The 26,745-nt window shown below is 61.9% G+C and carries 30 protein-coding genes and 1 pseudogene; 29 read left to right on the top strand and 2 right to left on the bottom strand.

Translation table 11 applies throughout. The features are described 5' to 3' along the window. Positions 1 to 88 precede the first annotated feature (88 nt). From KGB28_RS15265 to KGB28_RS15390, 26 genes are all read left to right on the top strand, one after another. Positions 89 to 433, top strand: a complete 345-nt coding sequence (locus KGB28_RS15265; protein ID WP_069557625.1) for a helix-turn-helix domain-containing protein — start codon at positions 89 to 91, stop codon at positions 431 to 433. A gap of 109 nt (positions 434 to 542) precedes the next feature. Then, positions 543 to 2,519 (top strand): DNA topoisomerase III, encoded by a 1,977-nt coding sequence (locus KGB28_RS15270; RefSeq protein WP_223446303.1) that lies wholly within the window; start codon positions 543 to 545, stop codon positions 2,517 to 2,519. 760 nt (positions 2,520 to 3,279) lie between these two features. Next, on the top strand, positions 3,280 to 3,807 hold the full coding sequence (locus KGB28_RS15275; protein WP_223446305.1) for an STY4534 family ICE replication protein: 528 nt from the start codon (positions 3,280 to 3,282) through the stop codon (positions 3,805 to 3,807). A 67-nt stretch (positions 3,808 to 3,874) separates the two neighbouring features. Continuing rightward, positions 3,875 to 4,132: a hypothetical protein gene (locus KGB28_RS15280; protein WP_218497818.1), complete on the top strand. Its 258-nt coding sequence runs from the start codon at positions 3,875 to 3,877 to the stop codon at positions 4,130 to 4,132. 65 nt (positions 4,133 to 4,197) lie between these two features. Further along, complete coding sequence (locus KGB28_RS15285) at positions 4,198 to 4,692, top strand: JAB domain-containing protein (protein WP_223446307.1); 495 nt, start codon at positions 4,198 to 4,200, stop codon at positions 4,690 to 4,692. Positions 4,693 to 4,758: 66 nt separating this feature from the next. After that, complete coding sequence (locus KGB28_RS15290; protein ID WP_223446309.1) at positions 4,759 to 5,466, top strand: hypothetical protein; 708 nt, start codon at positions 4,759 to 4,761, stop codon at positions 5,464 to 5,466. 137 nt (positions 5,467 to 5,603) lie between these two features. Further along, positions 5,604 to 6,113, top strand: a complete 510-nt coding sequence (locus KGB28_RS15295; RefSeq protein WP_218497815.1) for a PilL N-terminal domain-containing protein — start codon at positions 5,604 to 5,606, stop codon at positions 6,111 to 6,113. Continuing rightward, a complete protein-coding gene (locus KGB28_RS15300; protein WP_223446311.1) occupies positions 6,110 to 6,781 on the top strand; it encodes a hypothetical protein in 672 nt (223 codons plus the stop codon). The genes KGB28_RS15295 and KGB28_RS15300 overlap by 4 nt, the downstream gene beginning before the upstream one ends. A 10-nt stretch (positions 6,782 to 6,791) precedes the next feature. Continuing rightward, positions 6,792 to 7,511, top strand: coding sequence for a TIGR03759 family integrating conjugative element protein (locus tag KGB28_RS15305; protein WP_218497813.1), 720 nt, complete (start codon positions 6,792 to 6,794; stop codon positions 7,509 to 7,511). Continuing rightward, the gene (locus tag KGB28_RS15310) at positions 7,493 to 8,047 is read left to right on the top strand and encodes a transglycosylase (protein ID WP_223446313.1); all 555 of its coding nucleotides are present in this window, start codon (positions 7,493 to 7,495) and stop codon (positions 8,045 to 8,047) included. The genes KGB28_RS15305 and KGB28_RS15310 overlap by 19 nt, the downstream gene beginning before the upstream one ends. After that, a complete protein-coding gene (locus tag KGB28_RS15315; protein ID WP_223446315.1) occupies positions 8,044 to 8,463 on the top strand; it encodes an integrating conjugative element protein in 420 nt (139 codons plus the stop codon). The genes KGB28_RS15310 and KGB28_RS15315 overlap by 4 nt, the downstream gene beginning before the upstream one ends. Positions 8,464 to 8,472: 9 nt before the next feature. Further along, the gene (traD, locus tag KGB28_RS15320) at positions 8,473 to 10,599 is read left to right on the top strand and encodes a type IV conjugative transfer system coupling protein TraD (RefSeq protein WP_223446317.1); all 2,127 of its coding nucleotides are present in this window, start codon (positions 8,473 to 8,475) and stop codon (positions 10,597 to 10,599) included. 35 nt (positions 10,600 to 10,634) lie between these two features. After that, on the top strand, positions 10,635 to 11,363 hold the full coding sequence (locus tag KGB28_RS15325; RefSeq protein ID WP_223446318.1) for a TIGR03747 family integrating conjugative element membrane protein: 729 nt from the start codon (positions 10,635 to 10,637) through the stop codon (positions 11,361 to 11,363). Between the two features lie 254 nt (positions 11,364 to 11,617). Next, positions 11,618 to 11,953: an RAQPRD family integrative conjugative element protein gene (locus KGB28_RS15330; protein ID WP_223446320.1), complete on the top strand. Its 336-nt coding sequence runs from the start codon at positions 11,618 to 11,620 to the stop codon at positions 11,951 to 11,953. After that, positions 11,940 to 12,179 (top strand): TIGR03758 family integrating conjugative element protein, encoded by a 240-nt coding sequence (locus KGB28_RS15335; protein WP_069557615.1) that lies wholly within the window; start codon positions 11,940 to 11,942, stop codon positions 12,177 to 12,179. Before KGB28_RS15330 ends, KGB28_RS15335 begins: the two co-directional genes overlap by 14 nt. A gap of 16 nt (positions 12,180 to 12,195) precedes the next feature. After that, positions 12,196 to 12,573 carry a TIGR03745 family integrating conjugative element membrane protein gene (locus KGB28_RS15340; protein WP_154910194.1) on the top strand — a complete coding sequence of 126 codons (378 nt, stop codon included), beginning with the start codon at positions 12,196 to 12,198 and terminating at the stop codon, positions 12,571 to 12,573. A gap of 7 nt (positions 12,574 to 12,580) precedes the next feature. Continuing rightward, on the top strand, positions 12,581 to 12,982 hold the full coding sequence (locus KGB28_RS15345; RefSeq protein ID WP_154910193.1) for a TIGR03750 family conjugal transfer protein: 402 nt from the start codon (positions 12,581 to 12,583) through the stop codon (positions 12,980 to 12,982). Further along, positions 12,979 to 13,620 carry a PFL_4703 family integrating conjugative element protein gene (locus KGB28_RS15350; protein WP_218497806.1) on the top strand — a complete coding sequence of 214 codons (642 nt, stop codon included), beginning with the start codon at positions 12,979 to 12,981 and terminating at the stop codon, positions 13,618 to 13,620. Before KGB28_RS15345 ends, KGB28_RS15350 begins: the two co-directional genes overlap by 4 nt. Further along, positions 13,617 to 14,423, top strand: a complete 807-nt coding sequence (locus tag KGB28_RS15355; RefSeq protein WP_223446322.1) for a TIGR03749 family integrating conjugative element protein — start codon at positions 13,617 to 13,619, stop codon at positions 14,421 to 14,423. Before KGB28_RS15350 ends, KGB28_RS15355 begins: the two co-directional genes overlap by 4 nt. Beyond that, on the top strand, positions 14,413 to 15,921 hold the full coding sequence (locus KGB28_RS15360; RefSeq protein WP_223446324.1) for a TIGR03752 family integrating conjugative element protein: 1,509 nt from the start codon (positions 14,413 to 14,415) through the stop codon (positions 15,919 to 15,921). Before KGB28_RS15355 ends, KGB28_RS15360 begins: the two co-directional genes overlap by 11 nt. Further along, the gene (locus tag KGB28_RS15365; RefSeq protein WP_223446326.1) at positions 15,884 to 16,303 is read left to right on the top strand and encodes a TIGR03751 family conjugal transfer lipoprotein; all 420 of its coding nucleotides are present in this window, start codon (positions 15,884 to 15,886) and stop codon (positions 16,301 to 16,303) included. Before KGB28_RS15360 ends, KGB28_RS15365 begins: the two co-directional genes overlap by 38 nt. Beyond that, positions 16,303 to 19,044: a conjugative transfer ATPase gene (locus KGB28_RS15370; protein ID WP_223446328.1), complete on the top strand. Its 2,742-nt coding sequence runs from the start codon at positions 16,303 to 16,305 to the stop codon at positions 19,042 to 19,044. Before KGB28_RS15365 ends, KGB28_RS15370 begins: the two co-directional genes overlap by 1 nt. Positions 19,045 to 19,271: 227 nt before the next feature. Further along, positions 19,272 to 20,249 (top strand): TIGR03756 family integrating conjugative element protein, encoded by a 978-nt coding sequence (locus KGB28_RS15375; RefSeq protein ID WP_223446330.1) that lies wholly within the window; start codon positions 19,272 to 19,274, stop codon positions 20,247 to 20,249. After that, positions 20,249 to 21,604 carry an integrating conjugative element protein gene (locus tag KGB28_RS15380; protein ID WP_223446332.1) on the top strand — a complete coding sequence of 452 codons (1,356 nt, stop codon included), beginning with the start codon at positions 20,249 to 20,251 and terminating at the stop codon, positions 21,602 to 21,604. The genes KGB28_RS15375 and KGB28_RS15380 overlap by 1 nt, the downstream gene beginning before the upstream one ends. Next, a complete protein-coding gene (locus KGB28_RS15385) occupies positions 21,601 to 21,906 on the top strand; it encodes a hypothetical protein (protein ID WP_223446334.1) in 306 nt (101 codons plus the stop codon). The genes KGB28_RS15380 and KGB28_RS15385 overlap by 4 nt, the downstream gene beginning before the upstream one ends. Positions 21,907 to 21,915: 9 nt before the next feature. After that, positions 21,916 to 23,454: a conjugal transfer protein TraG N-terminal domain-containing protein gene (locus KGB28_RS15390; RefSeq protein ID WP_223446335.1), complete on the top strand. Its 1,539-nt coding sequence runs from the start codon at positions 21,916 to 21,918 to the stop codon at positions 23,452 to 23,454. A gap of 4 nt (positions 23,455 to 23,458) precedes the next feature. Here KGB28_RS15390 and KGB28_RS15395 read toward each other — a convergent pair whose 3' ends face one another. Then, positions 23,459 to 23,815 carry a hypothetical protein gene (locus tag KGB28_RS15395; RefSeq protein ID WP_223446337.1) on the bottom strand — a complete coding sequence of 119 codons (357 nt, stop codon included), beginning with the start codon at positions 23,813 to 23,815 and terminating at the stop codon, positions 23,459 to 23,461. A gap of 461 nt (positions 23,816 to 24,276) precedes the next feature. On the opposite strand from KGB28_RS15395, the pseudogene KGB28_RS15400 reads away from it, so the two are divergent. From KGB28_RS15400 to KGB28_RS15410, 3 genes and pseudogenes are all read left to right on the top strand, one after another. Beyond that, positions 24,277 to 24,641, top strand: a pseudogene (locus KGB28_RS15400) (DUF3085 domain-containing protein). A 290-nt stretch (positions 24,642 to 24,931) separates the two neighbouring features. Then, on the top strand, positions 24,932 to 25,255 hold the full coding sequence (locus tag KGB28_RS15405) for a hypothetical protein (protein WP_223446339.1): 324 nt from the start codon (positions 24,932 to 24,934) through the stop codon (positions 25,253 to 25,255). A gap of 86 nt (positions 25,256 to 25,341) precedes the next feature. Further along, a complete protein-coding gene (locus tag KGB28_RS15410) occupies positions 25,342 to 26,280 on the top strand; it encodes an ArdC family protein (protein ID WP_103395140.1) in 939 nt (312 codons plus the stop codon). An 86-nt stretch (positions 26,281 to 26,366) separates the two neighbouring features. On the opposite strand, the gene KGB28_RS15415 is transcribed toward KGB28_RS15410, so the two are convergent. After that, a complete protein-coding gene (locus KGB28_RS15415) occupies positions 26,367 to 26,732 on the bottom strand; it encodes a histone-like nucleoid-structuring protein, MvaT/MvaU family (RefSeq protein WP_223446341.1) in 366 nt (121 codons plus the stop codon). Between the last annotated feature and the right edge of the window lie 13 nt (positions 26,733 to 26,745).

The raw sequence follows: 26,745 nt of genomic DNA on the forward strand, positions 1-26,745 counted from the left end.
CCTCATAGGGTTGCTAGTCAACCTTACAAGGCGTTCATATATTCGGGTTGCTGGTCAACCATACGGGTCGAATTGGAGAGCGCCCCCGTTGCCAGTCAAAGAGCCTAGCCCACAACACATCGGTCGCCAGTTGGCGAAATATCGCCGCGCACGTGGTTTGACCCAAGAGCAAGTCGGCGAGTGTCTGGAAATCGGCGCCGAAGCCGTATCGCGCTTTGAACGCGGCGTGGTCGAACTGACCGTCAACAAGCTGCTGCAATTGGCCGATATGTACGGCTGTCCCGCCGATGAGCTGCTGCTAGCCATCAGTCCTCGCCCCCAGGACCAAGGCCAGAGAATTGCGTCCCTGATCAACGAGCTTGGCGAAGCAGATAAAAAGTTTGCCTTGGAGTTTCTGCAAACGCTGGCCGCTCACCTCGCGCGAAGGAAGTAACCTTTCACCGCCATTGAACCGCCGATATGATCTCGGCGCATTCGGGTTTTCGCTGGTTCTCTCACGCCACACCGCCACCCTATCGGTACCTCACCGAGAGGGCCCTCGTATGCGCCTGTTTATTTGCGAAAAACCATCTCAAGCCCGCGACATCGCCCGCGTGCTGCAGGCCAGCCGGCGTGGCGACGGCTGTTTGCAAGGCCAGGGGGCCACTGTCACCTGGTGCATGGGCCATCTGCTGGAAACAGCACCGCCTGAGGCTTACGGTAATTACAAACGTTGGTCGCTGGAGGACCTGCCGATCATCCCTGCCCACTGGCAGTTGGTGGTCAAACCCAAGGTCGCCAGCCGGCTGAAGGTCATTCAGCAACTGCTGCGCTCTTGCTCCGAGGTGGTCATCGCCACGGACGCCGACCGTGAAGGCGAGATGATCGCCCGGGAAATCCTTGAGCGCTGTCAGTACCAGGGACCGATTCTGCGCCTGTGGCTCTCCGCCCTCGACGATGCCTCGATTCGCCGTGCACTGGGCACGCTACGCCCAGGTGAGCAGACCTTGCCGCTGTACCACTGCGCCTTGGCACGCTCACGCGCGGACTGGCTGGTGGGTATCAACCTGAGCCGGCTCTTCACCCTGCTCGGGCGCCGCGCCGGCTTCGACGGCATGCTGCCGGTGGGGCGTGTGCAAACGCCGACGCTGCGTCTGGTGGTCCAGCGTGATCGGGCGATAGCAGGCTTCGAGTCTCAGCCGTTCTGGACGGTCGATGCGCAGCTGGAGGCGGACGGGACGCTCTTTCAGGCGCGCTGGCAGCCACCGACCGCAGCCTGTGACGAAGCCGGTCACTGCATTCACGAAGTGGTCGCACAGAGCGCGGCGCGACGCTTGAGCCAGCAGGGGACTGCCCAGGTCCGCCGCATCGAGGTCGAGCGCGTGCGCGAAGGCCCGCCGCTGTCGTTCGATCTGAGCACGCTGCAAGAGATCTGCTCGGCTAAGCTTGGCCTCGGTGCCCAGGAAACCTTGGCGGTGGCCCAAGCCCTGTATGAAACCCACAAGGCAACGACCTACCCACGCACCGACTGCGGCTACCTGCCGGAAAGCATGCTGGATGAGGTGCCGCGCGTACTCCACGCCCTGGCGGCGGCCGCCCCGTCACTCGGACAATGGCTGAAGGAGGCTGACCCCAGCCGACGCTCCCGGGCCTGGAACAGCAGCAAGATCACCGCCCACCACGGCATCATCCCCACTGCTGTGATGCTAGACCTGACCCAGCTCTCCGAACGCGAGCGGGCGGTTTACACACTAATTCGCGCCCGTTACCTCGCACAATTTCTGCCCGACCATGAGTACCTGAAAACCCAGGTGGTGTTGCACAGTGACGAAGATCAGTTACTGGCGCGCGGCAAGCAAATCCTGGCACGCGGCTGGAAGGCGGTGATCGACGAGGCCGACGGCAACGAACCTCTAGAGCAAACCCAACGCTTGCCCACACTGCGCGAGTCGGCAGCGGTGGCAGTGACCGACACCACGGTCAACGCGCAGCGCACACAGCCCCCAAAGCCCTACACGGAAGGCACACTGGTCAAGGCCATGAAAACCATCGCCAACCAGGTGGATGACTCACGACTCAAACAGAAACTCAAGGACAGCTGCGGCCTCGGGACCGAGGCCACCCGAGCGGCGATCATCCAGGGCCTGATCGATCACGGGTACCTGACCAAGAAAAAACGCAACCTAGTCGCCTCGGCGGCGGCACACACCTTGATCGAGGCCGTGCCGGCGGAGGTCGCCGATCCGGCGCTGACCGCACTCTGGGAGCAGGCACTTGATCGTATTGAGACGGGACAGCTGAGCGTCGAAACCTTCCTCGCCAGGCAGGCGGAATGGCTGACCCGGCTGGTGCGTGGCCACGCTTCGCTCACCTTGCCGCCAACGCTTACCAAAGGCCCGCGCTGCCCCGTGTGCCGCAGCGCCATGCACCAGCGCAAAGGCCGCACCGGCAGCTTCTGGTCGTGCACCCGCTATCCCGAGTGCAAGGGCACCAAGCCGGTCGCCAAACCCAAGCGCACCAAGCAGCCAGGCGCCTTCTGAGCGGGCATGTGTGACTTGACGGCGTACGGCAGCACTGGTGTAGTGATCAGGTCCGTCGCCGCTTGGCGACCCCAGACCGATTCGCTCCGGGCAGCTCGGTCAGACTCGAAGAGTTCGGAGCCGCATTTCACTTTTTCTTCGGATTTCTCCCCAGCGTTTCAGGTCCCCAAGGTGGATGACCCGTGCGGCTTGGTGTCAGGTCTCAGGGGTCATCCGCTTCGGCGACGATGCTCAGCACCGGTGCCCGCCGGCGAAACACTGGGCACCTTTTGTGCGCGGATGCGTGCCAGTTGATTTCGACCCAGGCCACGACAAGGGTCGGTTGATCCAGGTGGATCGACAGCGGAGATTTTGCGATGAACTCCGGTGTCACGTTACCGGGTCAAGGGTGGTCTAGCTCTTCCTAGCCTGATGACCGTCGGGCTATTTTTTCGTCACGCAGAATCCACTGAGTGCCACCCACTTCCGCCCGCCCAAGCCTCCCCCAATCCACTGTTGACGGGCCGTTGGCGCCGTTTTATAGATGAACTGCACACCGCTGTCGCTGACAGCGTACAGGTAGCCGGAACCTTCAAGGCTACGCCCATTTCGGGTGGTTCTCCCCCAGTGCGATCAGCGCTCGGCAGCTCGCACGGTCACCGACCTGTCGGTGATGAGCGCCCTTCTACCGACCACGCTTTTTTTGCACCTCCCCCTTGCGGAACTCACCAGCCGCCAGGGCCGGTGGATATCCGCGTTTCTGCTAACCAGGAGATCCACCATGACGACTGCAAGCAACAACGCTCCCACCACCTACTTCAACCTGCACACCCAAGGCATTGGTTATTTGAACCGCGTTCGCGAAGTCCCTGTACGTCGCGGGCAACCGTTCATGGCCTGTGACATTGCCGCCTTGCACGGTGCCTCGGACGACGTCGAGTACACCCGCTTCGACTGTAAGGTCGCCAGCGGTGAAGCCGAACGGCTGATCCGTGAACACCTGGAAGACGTCCGTGCTGAACGCAAGGTCCTGATCGCCTTTCGCATTGGTGACCTTTGGGTTGACCCTTTCCTGTACGAAAAAGGCGAGCGCAAGGGCCAACCCGGTGCCAGCCTCAAAGGCCGGCTGATCTTCATCGAGTGGATCAAGGTTGATGGCCAGTTCAGCTACCGAGCACCCGCTCGCACCGACTCCATTACCGTTATCGACGCAGCAGCGGAATCGGACCAAGCCGACACCGTCGCCGAACAGCACCAACCCGCCTCTGCCCGCGCGAGCGCGTCCACCGCTGCACGTCAGTCTGCCTGAGGCACATTGACCGCCACCAACAGGCGCTCCCACGAGCGCCTGTTATCCACTCACGTCGGAGGCCGTCATGGAAAGCTTCTGGCTCTGCGAGGACTGCCTGCAAGCGGTCGCGTATGACGATTTCAGCGCACTTTCGTTGTACTACAGCGAGGCTGAAATCGAGCAACGCATCGCGCAGCTGCGCACCGAACTGCAGGCCCTGATGCCACTGAGCGCCGATTTCGATCCGCAGACCGGCTCCGGCATCGAGTCCTTTTCCACCCGAGCGTGCGAGGGATGTCAAAGCCGGCTACACGGTGCCCGTCATCGCTTTACGCGTCTGTGAATCATGCACTTCACCAGCCTGGGGCACTCCCCCAGGGGCGCTCCATCTCCCACGAGGAATTGCCCATGAACACTGCCCTGAACCTGGTCGACGCGCTCGACCCGGCATTGGCCCAACGCGCCCATGAGGATGCACTGATCACCCAAGCCCTGCAGTTGCTGGATCAACGTTACTTCCAGCGCGGCGAACTGCTGTTGACCCCCTCCGACGCTGCAGCCTACCTGAAGCTGCGGCTCGCCCCTTACCAACACGAGGTGTTCGCTCTGCTTTGCCTGGACTCACGCCATCGCGTGCTGAGCTTTGACGAACTGTTCACCGGCAGCATCGACGTCGCCTCCGTCTATCCACGCGAGGTCGTGATCAAGGCGCTGGAGCACAACGCCGCCGCCGTGATCCTCAGTCACAACCACCCTTCCGGTTGCCCGGAACCGAGCTCCGCCGACCGGGTACTCACAGGACGCCTGACCGAGGCCCTGGCCCTGGTTGAGGTGCGCGTCCTGGACCACATCATCGTCGGCGCAGGTACCCCGCTTTCGCTCGCCGAACATGGCTGGATCTGACAGCCCATCCCTGCCTCGGAGGTCACCGCCAGTTTGGGGGGGCCTCTGCGCCTAAGGAGAACCATCATGCCCCCATCATTTCGCAATCCCTTCCTTCGCGGTTTCCACGATCTGAGCTACGAACGCGTCGTCCAGATCAGCTATGCCAACAATTGTCCACCCTGCTACCGCCCTCTGCACCCAGCGCAAATCCAGCTGCCCAACGAGGCCATCTATTTCCAACCCTGCGTATTCGATGACGACTGCGCGGTTATCACCGACGGCCAAAACGTGCCCAGATTTGTCCGTATGCGCCGCCCGGGCGCCGGCCTGGTGAGTAGCGTGATCTACCAGATCATCGACCATCACCGTGGACGACCGATGCATCTCGGCGACCTCCCCAACGAGGAAGCAGCACGCACCCTGATCGAGCTGTTGTCCTTTTCCACGGGGCACTACAGCCGCAGTTGGGAGATCAGCTCTGCCCACCTGCCAACGACGGAATTCGAGTACCTGCAAGAGCGAGCTTGGCACCCTTCACCGACAGGCTTCTTCGAGTGCTTCGAACTCAGCAGCAGCCATGCCGTGGGGTGCAAGCTGTACTCGACACCCTGGAGCATGGAGGCCGAAGGGCACTGCAGTTGCAGCGCCGACGAAGTCAGCACTCGCATGCGCGATGACGATGTCCCGCCCGTGTTGTTGCAGCTGTTACTGCTGGCAGGTCATGCCGACACCCGCTTGCTGATCTTTGACCCCCGACGCAGCGCCACTCCCGGAACTGTCCCTATTCACTGAAGACTGACCCAAGGCGCCCCACGGGCGCCTTTTTTATGAGTGCTTCACGGTAATCCGGACGGCCAGATTCGGTTTTTCGGTAGGAGCGCGGCTCGCACTTTCGCCAAGGTAACGGCAACTTTTGTCGAGACCCGGACATGCATACCCCCACACTCCTCACCCTCGGACTGATGATCGCGCTGACCGGCTGTAACACGTCGCCACCGGCGCCCGCCCCAGCAGCGCCATCAGTATCGCCGGCCTCACTGCAGAAGCAGAAACCCAAGCTACCTAAATGGGTCCGCCAGGACCGATACACCCTGGCCAATACACAGCCGACCCTGGAACAGCGCCAGCCGCTGTATCAGCTCATCAACGTACAGATCGCCCCTGCTCTGCACGCGAATGTCGGGGAGGCACTGCGTCACGTGCTGCAACGGTCGGGCTACTCACTCTGCCCCGACAGCGCAGCGGTGGATCGGTTGTTCAGCCGTCCCCTGCCCGCCGTGCACCACCAACTCGGACCGATTTCGCTGCTGGACGCCTTGACCATCATCGGCGGACCGGCCTGGAGGATCAACATCGATCCGGTCGACCGGACCGTCTGCTACACCCTTCGCTCGCCACAGCCCAAACCGCCACTCTCGACATCGGAGATCGCGCCATGAAGGTCCACCGCTTTCAGGCCCTAGTGATCGGCGGCCTGTGCCTGGGCGCCGCCGTGCTGGCTGGCGAAACGTACAACCAACACCAGCAATTGGCCGAACTCCAGGCCGCAGCCCGCGGTGCCCCTGCCGACCCGGCTCCCGCGTTGCGGCGCGACGTCGATGCGCTCGGCAATACGCTCGCGACATTGCAGCTGCAGGTGGCGGCGCTGGGAGACGCGCAAGGTCAGCATGCTGCGGCGCAGACGACGCTCAGCCAGCAGTTGGATGAGATGGCCGCATCGCTTAAGGCCGTTCAAGCGGCACCGAGTGGGCCGAGCAGCGCCGACTTCAGTGCACTGGAACAGAGGCTTGGCAGGACAGAAATTGCGCTTGAGACCCTGTCGGCACGAGCCTCCGTGCCAGCGGCCGACACAACACGGCCGCTGGCACCCATGGGCCAGAAAGCCAAGGCCAAAGCCCCGGCGCCGCCGCTGACCCTGCTGGGTATCGAGACCCGAGGCGTGGTGAGGTTCGTTACTGCCCTGCCCACCGGTGCCCACTCGCTGTCGACCGTGCACCTGCTGCAGCCCGGCGACAGCCTGAACGGTTGGCAGCTGCGTACGATCCACGAGGACGAGGCCGTGTTCCACGCCCCCGGCCATGGCGATCGCACACTGCCCCTGCCGTGAAGAGGTGCTTATGCTTCGGCTCTCCGCCCTCCCGCTGATCCTGCTTCCCACCTGCCTGCTGGCAGGGCCGGGATGGAGTGCACCGAAAATGCTCGGATCAGACCAGCAGTACAGCGAGCAGGCGCCGCTGGATCGGCAGCCGTCAGTCGCGACGCAGGCCAAAGTTTGGGGGCTAACGGATGACGAATGGGCCAAGTTCGAGCAACTGCAGTCCGGGCCGCGCCACTACTGGTCGCCGCAGCTCGACCCTCTCACCACCCTGGGCGTGGAGGCCGACTCTGAGCAGGAGCGGCAGCGCTACGCCGAACTACAGGTTCGCCTCGAAGCCAAACGCGCAGAACGCGAGCTGGCTTACCAGAAGGCCTACACCGCCGCCTGGGCACGACTGTTCCCGGGAATGCTGCCGGTGCAGGGTCTGGCCGATGAGTCCGCAACGTCGAGCAACACCCGCTATGCCCTGTTCGTGGAAGAACGCTGTCCTGACTGCGCGACCAACACCCAGCAGTGGCTCCGTGCCGGCGCCCGCCTGGACGTGTACCTGGTGGGCAGCCAGGGTGACGACGCGAGTCTCCGACACTGGGCGCGTGGCGCAGGCATTACCCCAGCCCAGGTTAGCAGCGGCCAGGTCACCCTAAACCACGACCACGGCCGGTGGTTCGCCCTGGGCGCGGCCCGACCCTTGCCGGCGCGTTTTCAGCAGGTGGATGGTAAATGGCAGCGCATCGACTGATCCTCACGCTGGCCTTGACCGGCGTGACCGTGGTCCAGGCGGACGCCCTGCCTCCGCCCGCGTACCAGTTGGCCGCCGCGCGGGCCGGCATCCCCGCCTCGGTACTGTTCGCCATCGCCCTGCAGGAGAGTGGCACCCCGCTACGCGGTCGTCTCATGCCCTGGCCTTGGACCTTGAATGTCGCCGGCACACCGCAGCGTTTTGCCAGTCGCGAAGAGGCCTGTGCTGCGCTCAGGCTAGAACTCACACGCCATGACCCCAAGCGCATCGATGTCGGTCTGGGACAGACCAACCTCGGCTACCACTCGGACCGCTACCCCAGCGCCTGCAATGCACTCGATCCACGGGCGAACTTGGCCATCACCGCCGAGCTACTGCGTGCGCACTATGCCGATGTGGGTGACTGGGTCGTGGCTGCTGGGCGCTATCACCGTCCGGCCGGCGGTGCGCCCGCGGCGCGCTACCGCACACAGTTCAGTCGGCACTGGCAGCGCATCCAAGCGATCGCGTCCCTTCGCGGAGGGTCACAGCCATGAGTCTCTCGCGCTTGGTGGCACTGGCCATCTGTACGTGGCTGTCGCTAACCGTGATCGCCGCTCCCACCAAGCCCCTCGATCCACGCGCGCTGAATTGGGTGCTGCCGGTGCACAGCGCGCGCCTCACGCCGGGCGCAGTGCCGCCTAGAAAGTTGGACCTGCCGGGCATCACGCCGCTGTTCCTGGTCGGGCAGGACGCAACCTCGCTGGCCTGGTTGGCGCAGCATGCGCAGGCCCTGCAGGACCTGGGCGCCAGCGGGCTAGCTGTCGAGGTCGCCGACGCCCAGGCGTTGCGCCGCATCCAGGCGACAGCCCCTGGACTGAACATCTGGCCGGTGAGTGGCGACGACATCGCCGAGCGGCTGGAGCTGGAATACTACCCGGTGCTCATCACGCCCACCGGCTTGGAACAGTGAGGGAGGATCATGGGCGACCATGCGATGGAATCCCTGCTGCGCCCTGCAGTGGAGCTGTACACCGTGGGTATCTGCGCCGGAACTGGCGCCCTGTGCCTGCACTCGCCTTGGGCGGTGGCCCTGTCGCCTGAGGTGGGTACGGGCATGGCCCTGGCTTACACCGCGTTCGGCCTCAAACGGCTTAACGAGGCCCGGATTGTCCTGCGCTATCGGCGCAACATTCGTCGCCTGCCGCGCTACTCGCTGACCAGCCGACAGATTCCGGTGAGCCGCAAGCGACTGTTCATGGGGCGTGGCTTCCGCTGGACTCGCTTGCACACCCAGCGCCTGCTCGAAGCTCAGGACCCGGCGCTGGCCTGCTATGTGAACCAATCGGTTGCGTATCAGTGGGCCAGGCGCCTGGAGTGTCTGCTGGAAAAGGCGCCTTCAGGGCTCTCGCTGCTACCCCGCCTCACCGCCTGGGACAACCCGCTCAATCCGGTACGCCCGCTGCCACCGGTCGGGGGCTCACCGCTGCTGCACGGCGTCGAGCCGAGTGAGCAGGAAGCCACCTTGCCGCTGGGTGAGCGTGTTGGGCACACCCTAGTGTTGGGCACCACCCGGGTCGGCAAGACGCGCCTGGCGGAGGTCTACATCACCCAGGACATCCACCGTCCAACCCAAGAGGTGGTGATTGTCTTCGACCCCAAGGGCGACGCCGACCTGCTCAAGCGCATGTACGTGGAGGCACGCCGCGCCGGCCGCGAGCACGAATTCTACGTATTTCACCTCGGGTGGCCGGAAATCTCCGCACGCTACAACGCCATCGGCCGCTTCGGTCGCATCTCGGAAGTTGCTACCCGTATCGCCGGACAGTTAAGCGGCGAAGGCAACTCCGCCGCGTTTCGCGAGTTCGCTTGGCGTTTTGTAAACATCATTGCCCGGGCTCTGATCGAACTGGGCCGGCGTCCGGACTACCTGCAGATCCAGCGCCATGTGGTGAACATCGACGCGCTGTTCATCGAATACGCCCAACATTTCTTCGCCCACCACGACGCGCAGGCCTGGGAAGCGATCGTGCAAATCGAGGGTCGCCTTAACGAGAAGAATGTGCCGCGGCATATGATCGGCCGGGAAAAGCGCGTGGTCGCCATCGAGCAGTACCTGGCTGCGAAGCGCATCTTTGACCCGGTGATGGATGGTCTGCGCTCGGCCGTACGTTATGACCGCACCTACTTCGACAAGATCGTCGCCTCGCTACTGCCCCTGTTGGAAAAGCTCACCAGTGGCAAGACGGCGCAACTGCTGGCCCCCAACTACGCCGACCTGGACGATCCACGGCCGATCTTCGATTGGCTGCAAATCATCCGCAAACGCGGCATCGTCTACGTCGGCCTGGATGCACTGTCAGACGCCGAAGTCGCCGCCGCTGTCGGTAATTCGATGTTCGCCGACCTGGTCTCCGTCGCCGGCCATATCTACAAGCACGGCATCGACCACGGCCTGCCGGGTTCCTCCAGCGCGGCGGACAAGGTGCCGATCAACCTGCACGCCGACGAGTTCAACGAGCTGATGGGGGATGAATTCATCCCGCTGATCAACAAGGGCGGTGGTGCGGGTATCCAGGTTACTGCCTACACCCAGACCTTGAGTGACATCGAGGCGCGCATCGGCAGCCGGGCCAAAGCCGGCCAGGTCATCGGCAATTTCAACACTCTGCAGATGCTTCGTGTACGGGAAACCGCAACCGCGGAACTGCTGACCAATCAACTGCCCAAGGTCAACGTGCAGACCCGCACCCTGGTCTCAGGGGCGACGGACACCGCGGATCCCGAAGCCCGTACGGACTTCACCTCCTCTTCGCAGGACCGTGTCACTACCAGCGCCGTGCCGCTGATCGAACCCGCACACATCATCGCCCTGCCCAAGGGACAGATGTTTTCGTTCCAGGAGGGCGGGCAACTGTGGAAGGTGCGTATGCCGCTGCCCACACCGGCCAGCGACGATGCGATGCCGGCGGATCTGCAGACCTTGGCCGCGTGCATGCGCGACTCGTACAACGCCAATGCGGGTAACTGGTGGACCACTGCGGGAGGTGCACCGACCGTCGACTTCGATCCCGAGATGCCACCGCCTGGGCGTAGACGCGAACCGTAAACGCCCAGGCAGCAACCGAGTATTGTGGAGCCCATATGCCCACCACCACTGCTAGCGCGACTCCTGCGCCACGACGTCCGGGGCTCATCTTCGGCACGGTCGAACTGTGCTTACGGCTGTTCGGCCTGCTGTTCGCTTCGCTGGTTTTCTCCATCGTGCTGGAGTTTGTGGGCCTGTTGTGGTTCTGGCCGGAACAGGGCTGGCATCACAGCCATACCATGTGGCTGAGTGAACTGGGCTGGCTCAGCAGTCATTTCAAGAGTTCACTGCTCGTGCAAGAACCGGCGCAAGCGACCGCTAAGGTTCTTCAGCACCTCAACGACTGGGTCGTGGCCCGCTCCGGGTGGGCGCAATCCGATGCTCAACTGAAGCTGCTCAGTCGAGAGGCGTCACTACAGGGGCAGTTTGCCCAAGCATACGTCGTGCTGCAGGACTACTTGCTGGCAGCCTTGTTCACGGTCTTCACTTTCGTGGTTCGCCTGGCCGTCCTCATCCTGGCCATGCCCCTGTTCCTGCTCGCCGTGATCACCGGTGCCGTCGATGGCTTGATGCGACGCGACCTTCGTAAGTTCGGAGCCGACCGGGAGAGCAGCTTTGTTTACCACCGAGCGAAGCGGACATTACTGCCGCTGACGGTGAGCCCCTGGGTAATCTATCTTTCTCTACCTTGGTCGCTTAATCCCAACTGGGTGCTGCTCCCATGCGCTACGCTGCTCGGCTGCATGGTCGCCATTACTGCTGCGACTTTCAAAAAATACCTCTGATCACTCACCTTTTACCTCTAAAAGCTGACGAAATAGTGCATTTGAGGTTTGCAGTGTCCAGCGCACAGTTACACACAGAAAAATTCGCATACCGGTCAATTAGCTGGCCTGTTTATTATCTCCCGCGCACCGGTTTGCCTCGAAACCTATCTATCAAGCCCCCTGTAAATCGATGGCCCGACAATCCTTTAAGGTCATGTCAACACCTGCCTAATACATCAAGGTGAATGCCAGATTCTCGGCTGGATTTCGCCATGATCTCTTCACGCTATCCGCTGCTGCTTGCTTGCTTTGTGACGCTATCTGCCGCTGCACAGGATGCTCGCGAGCGTTCGGACCTAGGCCTTATGCAGCGGCAGATCACTGTCATCGAGCAGTTGGCCGATCGCGCGCGCAGTAGCCAGGTCGATGTCGAAACGTCTCGGTATCACTTCGACTACCCGAGGTTCGTAGCCGACCTCGAGCATATGCGCCGCGGCATCAGCAAGTACCTGTCGCCCTCCCGAGCGCAGCCGACCGATCTAGCCGAGCTGACCAGTGACTATCGCGCTGAAGCGCCTCACCCGAGTTCGCCCGATGAGCATGACTGACGCCCAACTCACCGCGTTCTCCGCAGTGGCCGGGTTTACCCCCCAGCTCAGTTCGGTGCTGTGGCGCTCCTCGGTTCTGGTGCTGGCGTTGCTCTGGTGCGCCTGGGCGCTGTGGAGCGGCTACCGCGGCTGGGCGGCCGGCAACACTAATTTCGGCGCGCTTGGCGGCAGCACTTTGCGCCTCGCCCTCGTCTTGATCGTGCTGATGTTTTTCATGCTGTCGTAAATCAGGAGACCTTGCCATGAACTTCTCCCGCCGTTGCCACCGCCAGCTCGCCATGCTGCGGGATACGTGTTCGAAAGCCCTGCTCGGCGCTCTGGTGCTGCTGGGCTCGACCCTAGTCTGGGCTGACCTGCCGACCATGGAAGCGCCCTCCCGCGGCGAAGGTTCGGGGCTGATCGATACCATCAAGAACTACGCCTACGACGGCGGCATCCTACTCGGGCTGCTGATCGCCACCCTCGCGTTCCTGGGCGTGGCTTGGCATTCGCTCACCGTCTACGCCGACGTGCAGAACCAGCGCAAAACCTGGAAAGACCTCGGCGCCGTGGTCGGTGTCGGCGCACTGCTGGTGGTGGTGATCCTGTGGTTTCTGACCAAAGCCGCCACGATTCTGTGAGGTCACCATGTCCGACACCCCTACCACCCTGCCTGACGGCACGTTGACCTTCCTGCCGGAGCGCCTCAACCGTGATCCGGCCGTCCTCCGTGGCCTCACCAACGACGAGATGTGGGTCGCGCTGATCGTCGGCGCCACGCTGGGCGTGATCCTCGGTGCGCCGCTGGCGGTAGCCACCGCCTCCATCGCCACCCTCCCCACCTGCATGTTCCTGTGCATGACGTTGGTGTTGCTCGGCGGCGGCCAACTGCTGCGCCGGGCCAAGCGTGCCCGCCCCGAAACCTGGCTATACCGGCGCTTGCAGTGGCAACTGGCGGTGCACTGGGGCATCGGTACCAGCCAACTGATCCTGCATTCCGGCCCCTGGACCGTCCGGCGTACGCGCCGGCACGTGAGGGCCGCCACATGAGCCGCTTCCGCAATAAGGTGGACGCGCAGCAGGCGCATATCCTCAGCCTGCGTCTGGCCGTGGCGATCCTGGCGTTATTGTGCTCGGGGTTCTGGTACGGCTGGCAGACTGCACCCTCTGAGCTGACCATACACGTGCCGCCCGACCTGCGCTCCGGCAGTACGCGCAAATGGTGGGACGTACCGCCCGAAAACATTTATGCCTTCGCCTTGTACATCTTCGGCCAGCTCAACCGCTGGCCCACTGATGGCGAGATCGACTACCACCGCGCCATCTTCGCCCTGCAACCCTACCTCACCCCGGCATGCAAAACCTTCTTCGACGGCGACTTCGAGTACCGCAAGGCAGCAGGCGAACTGCGCGGCCGAGTGCGCGGTGTGTACGAGGTGCTGGGCCGCGGCTACAGCGACGATCCCAACCTGCGAGTGAAGCAGCTGGATAAGCACAGCTGGCTGGTCAAGCTCGACCTCAATGCCGACGAATACTACGCCGCCGAGCCGGTGAAACGCGTGGTGGTGCGCTACCCGCTGCGGGTGGTGCGCTTCGACGTCGACCCCGAACACAACAAGTGGGGCCTGGCCCTGGACTGCTACGAGGGTACACCGCAGAAGCTGACGCTGCCTGGAGGTGCATCATGATGCGTGCCTTGTTCCTGATACTCGTGACTGCCGCTGGCTGGTGCTCAGCCGCGGGTGCCGTCGAGGTCAAATACTGGGACCGCCTGCCGTTGGCCATCCCGCTTACGGTGGGTCAAGAACGCATCTTGATACTGGACGAAGACATCCGTGTCGGGCTGCCCAGTGCGATCGCCAGCAAGCTGCGCGTACAGTCCGTCGGTGGGACGGTCTACCTCCGCGCGACGGAAGCCCTTCCCCCTACCCGACTGCAACTGCAGTCGGTGAAATCGGGAGACATCATTCTGATCGACATCGAAGCACTCAACGGTAGTGAGTCGCTGGAGCCAGTCAAGATCATCGCCCAGACCCAGGCGCCGGATGAGGAAATCGCACGGGGCTCAGCACCTGCAGCGACCCCGGTACCGGTGGTGCTCACCCGCTATGCGGCGCAGAACCTGTATGCGCCTCTGCGCACGGTGGCGCCACTGCCCGGTGTACGTCGGGTGCCGCTGAGCGACTCCATCGCCTTCAGCACATTGCTGCCTACCGAACGGGTTTCGATTAAGGGGTTGGCGGCCTGGCGCCTGGGCGACTACTGGGTGACGGCGGTGAAGATCGTGAATCGCGGACCCGGCAAAGTCACGCTCGACCCGCGTCATCTGCAAGCCACGTTGTACGCCGCTACGTTCCAGCATGCGTACCTCGGCAACGCCGGCACGCCCGAAGACACCACCGTGGTCTACCTCGTCACCCGCGGTGGCGACCTGAAGCACGCGTTGCTGCTGCCCCCGTCGACGCCGGAGGCTGCCGATCATGAAAGCTAACAGCCTGCTGAAGTGGCTTGTACCCGGCGTCCTGCTGGGCATTGTCCTAATCATCGGCAAATCCTGGGTGGTCGCACCTGGTAGCCAGCCAGCTCACGATCCCGACAAGGCAACACTCAGTCCGGAACAGGCAAAGGCTCTGGGCATCGCCGGCGACACTCCGCGCGACACCGTGGCCACGCTGATTGGACAGGTCAAGGCGATGCGCAGCGAGATGCTGTCGTTGAAGAAAGGCAACGATGGGCTGCAGACCGAGAACAGCCGGCTACGCACGCGCGAAGGCAATATCGACACCCGCATCCAGAGCACGTTGAGCAGTGTCACTCAGCAGGTCACCGAACAGCGCCAACAGGCCAATGATGCCCGGCAGAAGGCCGAGCAGCAGCATCGCGAAACCCAAGGGCTGCTGTCCAGGCTCAAGGACCAACTCACCGACAAACCTACAACGAAGTCCGACGTGCCCGTGGGCTTTGGTCTCGAGCCAGGTGACGAGCAGCAATTTTCAGGCGCGCAAGCATCGGCTGACGTGGTGCAGTGGATCGAACCGTCGAATGCGCGCGCCAGCCAAGAGGACACCACGAAAGCCGGTGGTCCGCTGTCGACACTCACCTCGAAATTCAAGGACTTGCACGGTCTGGACAATAACGCGATCGACCGTGGCCAGGACCACTTGCGTGCCGCTGCCAAGGGCGAGCGCGACCTGGGAAGCGCCCAAGACCACACCGAAGGTGCCAGGCCCGTCTACACCATCCCCGAAAACTCGACCTTAATGGGTTCCATCGCCATGACCGCCCTGATTGGCCGCGTGCCGGTGGATGGCACGGTGAACGACCCCTATCCGTTCAAGGTGCTGGTGGGTCCGGACAACCTCACCGCCAATGGCATCGACCTGCCGGACGTAGTCGGCGCAGTGATGAGCGGCACCGCCGCAGGCGACTGGACATTGTCCTGTGTACGCGGCCAGGTTGAATCAATCACCTTTGTCTTCAGCGACGGCACCGTCCGCACGGTCCCGCAGCCGCAGAAAATCGTCAGCCGTAATCGCACCAGCGCCCAGACATCAGACACCGAGAAAATCCGCGGCGGCTTGGGCTACATCTCCGACCCCTACGGCATCCCGTGCATCTCCGGCGAACGCCGCTCCAATGCTCAGCAGTACCTGGGGAGCCAGAGCTTGATCACTGCGGCCGGTGCCGGCTTCGCCGCCGCATTGGGCAGTGAGCAGACCAATACTTCCTTCATCAACTCGGCGAGCGGCAACTTGGGCCTGACCCAGAACAGCGGCAACAGCGCGTTGAACTCGGTCATCAGCGGTGGCATTGGCGACATTCGTGAATGGATCAACAAGCTCTACGGTGAAGCCTTCGCGGCCATCTACGTCCCACCCGGGGCCAAAGTGGCCTTGCACCTGGACCATGAAATCAGCATCGACTACGAACCCAAAGGCCGGAGAGTGAATCATGAAAGCCCATCCGTTTCGGTACTGGATCTGGATTAGCCTGCTGCTCAGTCTGCACCTGGCCGGTTGCTCCACCAGCAAAGATGAAATGCTGCCTCATGGCGATCAAACCATGCTCGACATCTGGAACGGCAGTGGCTCGGTCGGAGCGCAGCAACAGCTGCAGGAGGCTCGCGGCGAACTGCGCAGGTCGGTGCTCGATCCGGAGCGGCTGATTAGCGACCAGAGTACCTATACCCGCACGGCCGCCAACGAGATCCGCAACCAGTTCCCACGCCTACCCAACCCCGACCTGGTGATGTACGTCTACCCGCACCTCGCCGGCACCCAACAGTCGCCGGTGCCAGGCTACTCGACGGTGTTCCCGCTGTACGAGAAAGTCCAGTACGCGCTGCCCGGCGAGCGCCTGGAAGATCTGTGATGGCCGATGACACGAGTCGCGACCCACCGCGCTGGAAGCCCTGGCGTTCGACCAATCGTCGGCGGGCAACCCTTGCCGATGAAGCAGCCCAGTACGCACACAATCCTAGCCTCGCCGACCACTTGCCCTGGGTCGAGTACCTCGAGGATGAGCTGTGTTTTCTGCTCGACGACAACCGCTCAGTGGGCGCCGTGTTCGAGCTGCAGCCGATCGGTACCGAGGGCCGTGAGCCCGAGTGGCTGATGGCGGCACGCGACGCCCTGGAAGATGCGCTGCAGGACAGCTTCGACGAGCTTGACCAAGCGCCCTGGGTGGTGCAGTTCTTCTGCCAGGACGACAGTGACTTTTCCCCGTACCTCGAACGCCTGGAGCGCTACATCGCGCCACGGGCACGAGGCACACCATTCACCGAGGCCTTCCTCGCGTCGATGCACTGTCACCTCGACGCCATCGCCAAACCGGGCGGACTGTTCGACGACCATGTCGTGTCTCACCTGCCCTGGCGCGGCAGCAATCGGCGGATTCGGCTGGTGGTCTATCGCTGGCTGGGGGATCAGGGTGACGACGACACACAGAGCCCGGCTCAGCTGTTGAGCCGGACGTGTGACCGTCTGGTGGCCTCGTTGCAGGCCTGCGGGGTCAGCCCGCGACGTCTGACCGGGCGCGACTTCTACACCTGGCTGCTGCCCTGGTTCAATCCGGCCCCTGCCCTCAGCGGCGAATCACCCGCAGCGTTTTATCGGCGGGTGCCCTACCCCGAGGAGGATGACGGCGATGAACTGCCGCTGCCGTTCGACCACAATTTTGCCGAGCGACTGTTTTTTCAGGAGCCACGCTCGGATAGCGACCAGGGCCTGTGGTACTTCGATCAGCAGCCGCATGCCGTGATGGTGGTCGACAAGCTGCGCAGACCGCCCCATATCGGTCAGCTGACCGGCGAAACTCGTAAGGGCGAGGCCTTGAACGCCTTGTTCGATCAGTTACCCGAACAGGCCGTCATGAGCCTGACCTTGGTGATCACGCCTCAGGATGTGCTCGAGGAGCAGCTCAACCGATTGGCGCGCAAAGCCATCGGGGAGAACCTCGCCTCGACCCAAACCCGCCAGGACGTGGAAGAGGCCCGCGCGCTGATCGGCCGCCAGCACAAGCTGTACCGCGGCACCTTGGCGCTGTACCTGCGCGGTGCCGATGAACAGCAACTGCGCCAGCGCTCAACCCAGGCCGCCAACGTACTGCTCGGCGCGGGCCTGCAGCCGGTGCGCGAGGGCGATGAAGTCGCGGCGTGCAACAGCTACCTGCGCTGGTTGCCCATGGTCTACAACCCGGCTCGAGACACGCGCAACTGGTACACCCGCCTGCTGTTTGCCCAGCATGTCGCCAACCTGCTGCCCCTGTGGGGGCGCAGCATCGGCACCGGCAATCCGGGCATCACTTTTTTCAACCGTGGGGGTGCGCCCCTGTCGTTCGACCCGCTGTCGCGTTTCGACCGATCCATGAATGGCCACCTGCTGTTGTTCGGTCCGACCGGCGCCGGCAAGTCGGCCACCTTGGTTTCGATCCTGATGCAGGTCATGGCCATGTATCGACCGCGGCTGTTCATTGTCGAAGCGGGTAATTCCTTCGGTTTGCAGGGCGATTACTTCGCCACCCTAGGGTTGTCCGTCAACAAGGTTCAGCTCAAACCCGGCAGTGGCTTGAGCTTGGCGCCTTTCGCCGATGCTCGCCGTCTGATCGAGCACCCCGACCAGGTGACCAGCCTGTCGACCGAGGACTTGGATGAAGCCGTGACGGACAGTGATGAGCAACGCGACGTGCTGGGCGAGCTGGAAATCACGGCCCGCCTAATGATCACCGGCGGCGAAGCCAAGGAAGAGGCGCGGCTGACCCGGGCAGACCGCAGCCTGATCCGCGAGTGCATCTTGGATGCCGCCAGACACTGCGCAGCCACCGAGCAGCAGGTCATGACACGTCACGTTCGCGATGCACTGCGCCAGGTCGCCAGCGACGCCCATCTGCCCGACAAGCGTCGCGAGCGGGCGCAGGAAATGGCCGAGTCCATCGATCTGTTCTGTCAGGGCTTTGAGGGCGCTCTCTTCGACCGGCCAGGCACACCCTGGCCGGAGAGCGATGTGACGATCGTTGACCTCGCCACCTATGCCCGTGAAGGTTATGAGGCGCAGATGTCGATCAGCTACATCAGCCTGATGAACACGGTGAACAACCTCGCCGAACGCGACCAGTACCTCGGTCGCCCGATCATCATGGTCACTGACGAGGGCCACATCATCACCAAGAACCCGCTGCTGGCGCCCTTTGTGGTCAAGGGCACCAAGATGTGGCGCAAACTTGGCGCGTGGTTCTGGATGGCGACGCAGAACCTGGCCGACTTCCCCGATGCAGCGCAGACCATGCTCAACATGATCGAGTGGTGGATCTGCCTGAACATGCCACCGGCAGAAATCGAAGAGATTGCCCGCTTCAAAAAGCTCACATCCGCTCAGAAAGCCCTGCTGCTTTCCGCGAGCAAGGCCTCGGGCAAATACACCGAGGGCGTGGTCCTGTCGAAGAATCTGGAGACGTTGTTTCGCGCGGTGCCGCCGAGCCTGTACCTCGCCCTGGCCATGACCGAGCCGGAGGAAAAAGCCCAGCGCTGGCGCCTGATGGAAGAACGCCAGCAGTCCGAATTGGACGCCGCCCTCCAAGTCGCGGCGGAGATCGATCGGTTACGCGGCATGTCGTGAACACCCGAGCGTCGGCGACTTTCAAACGCCTTTCAATCAATAAAAAACCGGCATGAGTACATTTTTGTTCTCCATCGGTGATTTTGCACAACGCGCGGCCCTCAAGCCGGCGACTGGCAAAACCGATCAATTCGGCCTCGGTTTGTCCGTCGCCCTCTCCGCTCGGATCCTGGATGCTGAAACTTGGCGCACGGACGCACACCGCTGCCGCATGTCGAGCGCTGCCCATGAAAGTGACCGCCACCACCCGATGCAGATCGCCAAAGTCCAGGAAGATTGGCCATAGCCGAGCCTTCACCGCGGCTGTACTGTTTGTCGCGGCTGAGCAGTGCTTGGCACTGACCACCCCCGCCATCATCGCCTCCGTCACTTCATTGCAGTGCCTGGAGTACCGGGTCGTCGGGATCTGCTTTTGGCTTCTCTGTACACCGTTTGGCTGCACGGTGAAAACCTCACCCAAGGTCCGCCACTTTATTCCCGAGTTGGTGGTGTCGAGCTATTCCGACACCGGCGGCAATCCCTGGGGCAAGATGTCCGCACTGTCGATGCCCACGCCGGCATCACAAGGGGGTGGCAACCTGATCACGCCTTCGCCGCAGCGCAATAATCTGTCCCGGTTCAAGAATGTTGACGGTATCGGGCATCCGGGCAGTTCGGCGCTGACGGCCCTTGTGCATGGCTTCGGCTATGCATGTCCAAGTGGGGCGACGCCCCTTACGCCTTATTACCTCAGCACGCTCGACCCGCTGGCCTGGCGTCAGGCCGTTCCCGAATCCGTCTATCCACAAGCGCTCATTCCGGGCATGCGCGAGATTGGCAGTCAGGCACTGGGGAACATGTGGGGCAGTGTCTATCCGCGGCACGGATTTCTGGTGCAGCCTGACGACTTCAAAGCATCCGCCGTCATGGCCCAGCGTGCCAGTGACTTCATCACGCGCGCCGGCCAGCCGCATGTCTACCTGCCGCTGCAACCGATGCCATCTCCCGGCTATTGGCCGCCGCAGCCGGTGATGGAGAACAACATCAACAACCACCGCTGGCAATTGCTCGCCCCGGTGATCCAGACCACCTGCGCCATCTTTCCCAGCCCGACGATCCAGAGCGCCGACGGCGCCTATGCCTGGTCGCTATGGCGCCCTTACCGCTGCTGCCAGCGGATGGGCCAGACCTTCCTGTTCAGCATCGACTTTGATGGAGGCCAATGATGAATACCCTCTCGCTCGGGTTGGTGTGCGCCCTCGTAAGTGCCGTCGGCCATGCCGCCGAAAACGGCTACCACCTTGGTGACCAGGCCCAGGTCCTGGATGACCGCGTGATGTACACCATCGGCGGCGGATCGGCGACGGGATCCCCCTCCTCGCTCTACCGCCCCAATGGCCTTGGCGTGGGCATGTCCTGGCGCGCGAACATGATGTGCGGAAACATGAACCTCTCCAACACCCTGCAGAATCAGCTTAATGGCGCCACCCAAGGCTTCCAGCAGATCATGGGTAATGTGATCGAGAATGCCACACAGGCCGTGATGTCCCTGCCGGCGATGATCATTCAGCGCGCCAACCCCGGTCTGTATGAGCTGCTGAGCAACGGCGTGCTGCAGGGGCGCATCGACTTTGACCGCTCAAAGCTCACCTGCCAGGCGATGGCGGCGAAAATGGCCGACAAGGTCGACCAGGCCGGTTGGGGCGCACTGGCGCAGAACCAGGAGATGCAGCACAACCTCGAACAGTCCGACGGTGATGCTGTGATGGCGGTGAAGGACACCGAATCGAACAACGGCAACAACGGCGTCAGCTGGGTCGGTGGGCAGAAAGCCGGTGGTAACGGTCAGGAACCCATCCGGGTGACTTCGGACGTCGTTAAAGCGGGCTACAACCTACTGCACAACCGCGCGATCGAGGATACGTCGGCCGTCGGTTCCGGTTGCCAGAATGGCGCCATCTGCCAGGCCTGGTCGAGCCCCGAGGAGGCCTCCGAATGGGCCACCCACGTGCTTGGTGAAACCGAGGTAGAGACCTGCGACGACTGCGAGACGTTGCGCGTTACCGCCGGGACAGGCCTCTCGCCGCTGATTCAAGAAACCTACTCGGAGCACTTGGAGGGGCTGCAACACATGCTATCGGGCGCCGAGCAACCGACGCCGGAGAATCTCGGCAATGTCTCCAGCCCGTTGCTGCAGGTGACTCGCGGGGTCATCGAGGGCTTGCGCGACGACCCCGACCAAAACCTGTTGGCCCGGCGCCTGGCCAGCGAGACCGCGTTGTCGAGCGTGATCTACAAGGCAATGCTGCTACAGCGCACGCTCCTGGCCGGCAGTCATGAGCCCAATGTCGCGTCGGCGCAGCCCGCTACCCACGCCCTGAATGGCAACGTCGAAACGCTGGAGCGCGAGATACGCCTGCTGCAAACAGAGCTGCAGGTGCGCCAGTCGCTGGCCACCAACACCGCCAGTCTGGTCCTTGATCGCCATGCCGGCGGCGCCGACGCCTCCCGCAGCATTGATCAGCGCGATCCGGAGCCGGACCGACTGCACCGCGCCGACCAGGGGAGGAGCACACCATGAAGCTGTTTACTGTGAAGTCCACGCTTGCCCATGTGCTGCTCATCCTCAGCGCCCTGGCCATGATGTTCTTGATTGGCTGGATGGCGCTGCAGCTGACCGGCGCCCAGGTTGATTGGTTCGGGCAGGCGCGCACCGCTACGCCCTACCTCGCCTCCTGGCGCGCCCTACTGTATGCCCTGATCATTGCCGGTTGGACCGCGGCGTTGCGCTTGCGGCCGGCGCCTGCGGACCAGCAACGGCTCAAGCGCCTCGGACTGATCGGCTTCAGCTCAATCATCCTGGTCGAACTGTCTCGTGTGTGAGGTGCAATCATGAGCATGAGCACCAACAGTTACCTCGAGTACTACCTGTCGCTGTTGGCCTGGATCATCAACAACGGCATCTGGAACACACTGGCGGACACCGGGCTGTTCGCCGCGCCCTTTGGTGCGATCATCCTCCAGGAATGGCTGTCCGCTCGCCAACAAGGCGCTGACGAGGGCAACAAGGGCTTGCTGTCGATCCCTCGCGTCGAGAACCGGCTGTGGATGAGTTACGTAGTGATCGTGTTTGGCTGCATGCCGTTTTTTCCGCTGAACCTCTCCTCTGTGACCTTCGACGATTCGGCGAGCCAACGGTGCGGCGTTTCCATGACCAAGCCCGCCGAAACGGCCTGGGGCACAACCTTCAACACCATCGGCGAGAAATCAGCGAATGTGCCGGTATGGTGGTTTCTCGTGCATGCCATGAGCAAAGGCATCACGGCCGCCGCGACCGCCTCGATCCCATGCGCGCCTGACATCCGCGCGATGCGCATTGAGATCGACAGCTCGCGTATCAACGACCAGATCCTGCTGCAGGAAGTCGCCGACTTCACCCGGGATTGTTACGGCTACTCGCGCTCGCGACTGTTCACCAATCGTCCCGAACTGGACGAGTCGCAGAGCTACGACGCGTCCTGGATTGGCTCGACGTACTTGCTCAACACGCCGGGTTACTACGACATGGATCGATCACGAACGCCCAGGGTCGATTGGCCGTACGACGAGACCCGGGATACCTCCCTCCCCCAACTCGCCAACGGTGCTGGCTACCCTACCTGCAGACAATGGTGGAGCGATGCCACGATCGGGCTGCGTGATCGTTTGGTCGCCGAGGTCGATCCGTCGCTGATTTCGCGCCTGCGAGGCTGGTTAACCGGGCGTACCACAGGCGAGATCGAAGACGCCACCCTTCGCGAATTGGTTAGCCCGCGGCAGCAATCGTTGAGCATGGCGCCAGGGCAGGTGTTCCAGGATTACGGCAGCAGCGCCCGGGGCGGATCACTGACGCAAGGACTGAACAACCTGGCCACGAACACCGGTTTGGCCCTGGGCTCGTTCAGCAATTTCCCGGCGATGAACGCATTGCGCGCCGCACTACCGATGGTCCAGGCCTTTCTGATCATGGGCACGATCATCAGCCTACCGCTGGTGCTGCTGATCAGCACCTATCAGCTCAAGGCGCTGATGACCGTCACGTTCGCGCTGTTTACCCTGCACATGCTGACGTTCTGGTGGGAGCTGGCACGCTGGATCGATTCGAGCATGCTGGAGACGCTGTACAACCAGGTGTCTGCCACAGACCAGGCACTCTTGTCGTTGCCGACCGCTGGCTTCATGGATGGGACGGTGACCGCACAAGTGATCGAGTACGTCATGGGCGCGATGTTTTTGGTACTGCCGATGTTCTTTCTCGGCGCGATGAGCTGGGCGGGGTACAACGTGGGCAGTGGCGTCCAAACGCTCCTCACTCGAGGAACAGAAGCTGCTCAGGTCCAAGCAGAGAAGGGCTCCTCTCAGCTCATTTCTGGAGCCCGGAGGTTAAAATAGCCTGTTACCTGAGCGCCCCATTATCGTCGTACAGTTCGGGATACTTGAGTTGATGTTGGGGGTGGCTCACTTCGTGAATACGAGGTTGCCTATCAGCACTAATGGGCAGAGCCGCAATGGTCCATACAGCAATCATTCCGATCGCCAAGAGAATCGCAACAGACGCAGCGGCAAGCACAAACATTACCTTGAAACTCTGAAAGCCGATTTGCCGATACTTAAAGGGCACGGCAGCCAACACACGGGAGTACAAAATTCCCGTTTCGAGCTGATTCACCAGGCGACCCGCACGGACTGCCGCACGAACTAAAGACTTGCCGAATGGGGTACGGCTGGATGTAGAAGAAGCTGGAGTAGTCATTTGAGTGCCTCCCTTTCTTCTCTGCACTCACGGCCAAAGAGTTACCAATAATTTGGATCCAAGCATTAGCTTACTCCTCTTCCGCTGATTCCCATGACCGTTGATCACCTGGACTGCGCTGATGATCGTCAGTGGGACTGCATGGATCGAAGCAGCTCATTCCCCCTAAAAACACCATTGACGCTACGTCGTTCCGCTTGATAAACCGACTGTGCAATTGCTGGTTTCCAGCACCCCAGGTAGTCATAACCTTCAAGGCTACGTCACTCTCGTGATGGTTCTCCCCAAATGCGATTCGCGTTCGGCAGCTCGCACGGTCATCGCTCCCGCGGTGATGAACGCCTTCTAATATCCAGGCTCACTGAGCCTGCGTCTTCGATGCAACCCTTCTCAATCCATTCCAGTGCTGGGAATTCCCCCGCACGGGTGGCATTCCTCCGCACCCTCTGGAGGATCTCATTATGCTGCGCTTCACAGGTTCTGCACTCCACGCTGTGTTGGCCGAGGCCGGTATCAATGGCTGTAGATTGATATTGGTCAAGGACCATGGTGTCTACCTTATGTCCGAGATCGGCGAGAACAAACCGGATGGAGGCGGCCGACAACACGTGGTCTACGCCGCCGGCTGCGACCCATACGTCGACGACTTCGATTTTGGTGGAATCGCGCACAAGATGAATTGGGTGGCGATGATTTTGTCGAGTACTTCGACATCGACGATCCGGTACTGGCAAGTCTTTACGGGACAGCAGGGTCGCTGGTGGTGGAGGCAACTTCCACCCACTTGTATCTAGCTGCCGAGGTTGGCCCGACGACAAAATCTTGAACGCCAATGTGAGTCAGTCAAATTTCCGGAGGGGCTCCTTATCCGAGCCTTTCTGGAACATCTTTCGCGCCACTCTCCAAGCGATTAGAGATCGCCGTTTATCTGGAACCTGAGGCCAATATTCTTCCCTGGAACGCACTGGATAGACACGCTTGCATGTGGTCTGGATGGGAGATTGACCCCACATTCGAACGCGTTTTAATACACAGACACTCCACGTCTCGCTGAGTGCAAAGCCCGCGCAAGATCCTCGCCAGAGGTGTCGTGGGATCAACCACCCGGAGGCTCCGATGTCCAGGATGAAACTCTTCTCGACTGCCGTTGTGCTGAGCCCTGGTGCGTGGCAACACGTCATCGACCCTGATGCAGGCAACGCCCCTGTTGGACATTCAGCACAGCGATTGGCAGCGCTGCTCAACAGCGCCCTGACTTTCGCCCCTCATGTCCTGCAGTTCCCAGTCGATCTGCCGTTCGATCACCCGCAGAGCGACGACACATCAGTAGTCGCTCACTCATCTCCATTACAGCTGGCTCGCATCACTCCACGCAGAGGCCCGACTTTTCTGCTTATCCGGCTGCCCAGTGAGATCGCTGTAGACATTGCCGCCATCTGACACCGCCAGCACATCGAATGCCCCTCTACCCCACCGGGAACCCTTCCCGGCCGGGCAGCGTTCCCCCTTCATAACCGGAGAACGTCATGTCCGATATCTACCTGGACGTCACCAACAAAATCGTCAGCGCCCTGAGTCAAGGGGTTATCCCTTGGATCAAACCTTGGACAACCGCCAGCTCGAGTGCTGACTGCCCTTTCCCGATCAACGCCATCAGCCGACGGCCCTACGCCGGTATCAACATTCCGCTGCTGTGGGCCGAGGCACGCCTGCGTGGTTTCCGCCAGGATCGCTGGCTCACGTTCAACCAGGCACGCAAGGCCGGTGGCCATGTTCGCAAGGGTGAGCAATCAACCCTCGCGGTGCTGTACAAACCGATGAGCAAGGAGGCGCATGACGAGGACGGTCAGGTCGTTCGTGATGAACAGGGCAACATCAAAATGGTGCAATTCGCGCTACTGCGAACGCATTGCCTGTTCAACATCGAGCAGACCGAAGACTTGCCTGCCGAAGAGCAAATATACGATGAGTGTGACGACCAGCCGGCCTTCATTGATCATGCCCCAGCCGAGCAATTGCTGGTCGCGAGCGGGGCACGCATCGAGCATCGTTACGGAGATCAAGCGTTTTATCAGCCGGTGCGGGATCTCATCCAGCTGCCCATCAAGGGTCAATTCGAAGACGTCGGCAGCTACTACGCGACGGCCCTTCATGAGCTGACGCACTGGTCGGGTCACCTTTCACGTCTCAACCGCGATGGTATTACTGGCGGTCACGCATTTGGTTCCGCGGAGTACGCCTTCGAGGAGCTGGTAGCGGAAATGGGCGCCGCATTCCTCTGTGCGCTGACCGGCACCCAAGGTGAGTTACGGCACGAAGAGTACCTGGCGTCTTGGCTGAAGATACTCAAGGAGGATAAGCGTGCAATCTTTCGCGCCAGCGGCCAAGCACGGGAGGCCTCCGAGTACCTGCTAGCACTGCAGTCGGATCAAGGCACCGAGATGATAGAACGGCTAACGGCATGACTTCACTCAAGCAGCAAAAAGGCCCCAAAAGGGGCCTTTGTTTTGCCTGCAACGTCGGTCATCCGCCGTTGCGACTGGACGACCGATTACTGTAACCAGCTCTCGACAATGTCGGAGCCGTGCTCCAGCTTCCACTGCTTGAGGACTTTGTGATTGCCGCCTTTGGTTTCCACGACTTCACCGCTGTGCGGGTTCTTGTAGCGCTTGATCTCACGAGGCTTGCGCTGGACGCTACTGGAGGCGCCAGCGGCACTTACGCTCCCCCCCTTGGAAGGATCAAGAATGGTGATCACCTGGCGCAGGTTCATGCCGTACTCTTCCAGCAAGGCCTTGAGCTTTTGTTCAAACTCGATTTCCTGCTTCAACCCGGAATCGTTTTTCATCGCATCCAGCTGTTGAAGTTGCGCGGCCAGTTGCGCTTCCAGCGCTTTGAATTCGGCAAGCTTAGACATGGGCTCTTCCTAG

This window comes from Pseudomonas sp. BF-R-19 (genome assembly GCF_019956445.1).
In the GTDB taxonomy this organism is placed as follows: Bacteria; Pseudomonadota; Gammaproteobacteria; order Pseudomonadales; family Pseudomonadaceae; genus Aquipseudomonas; species Aquipseudomonas fluorescens_BH.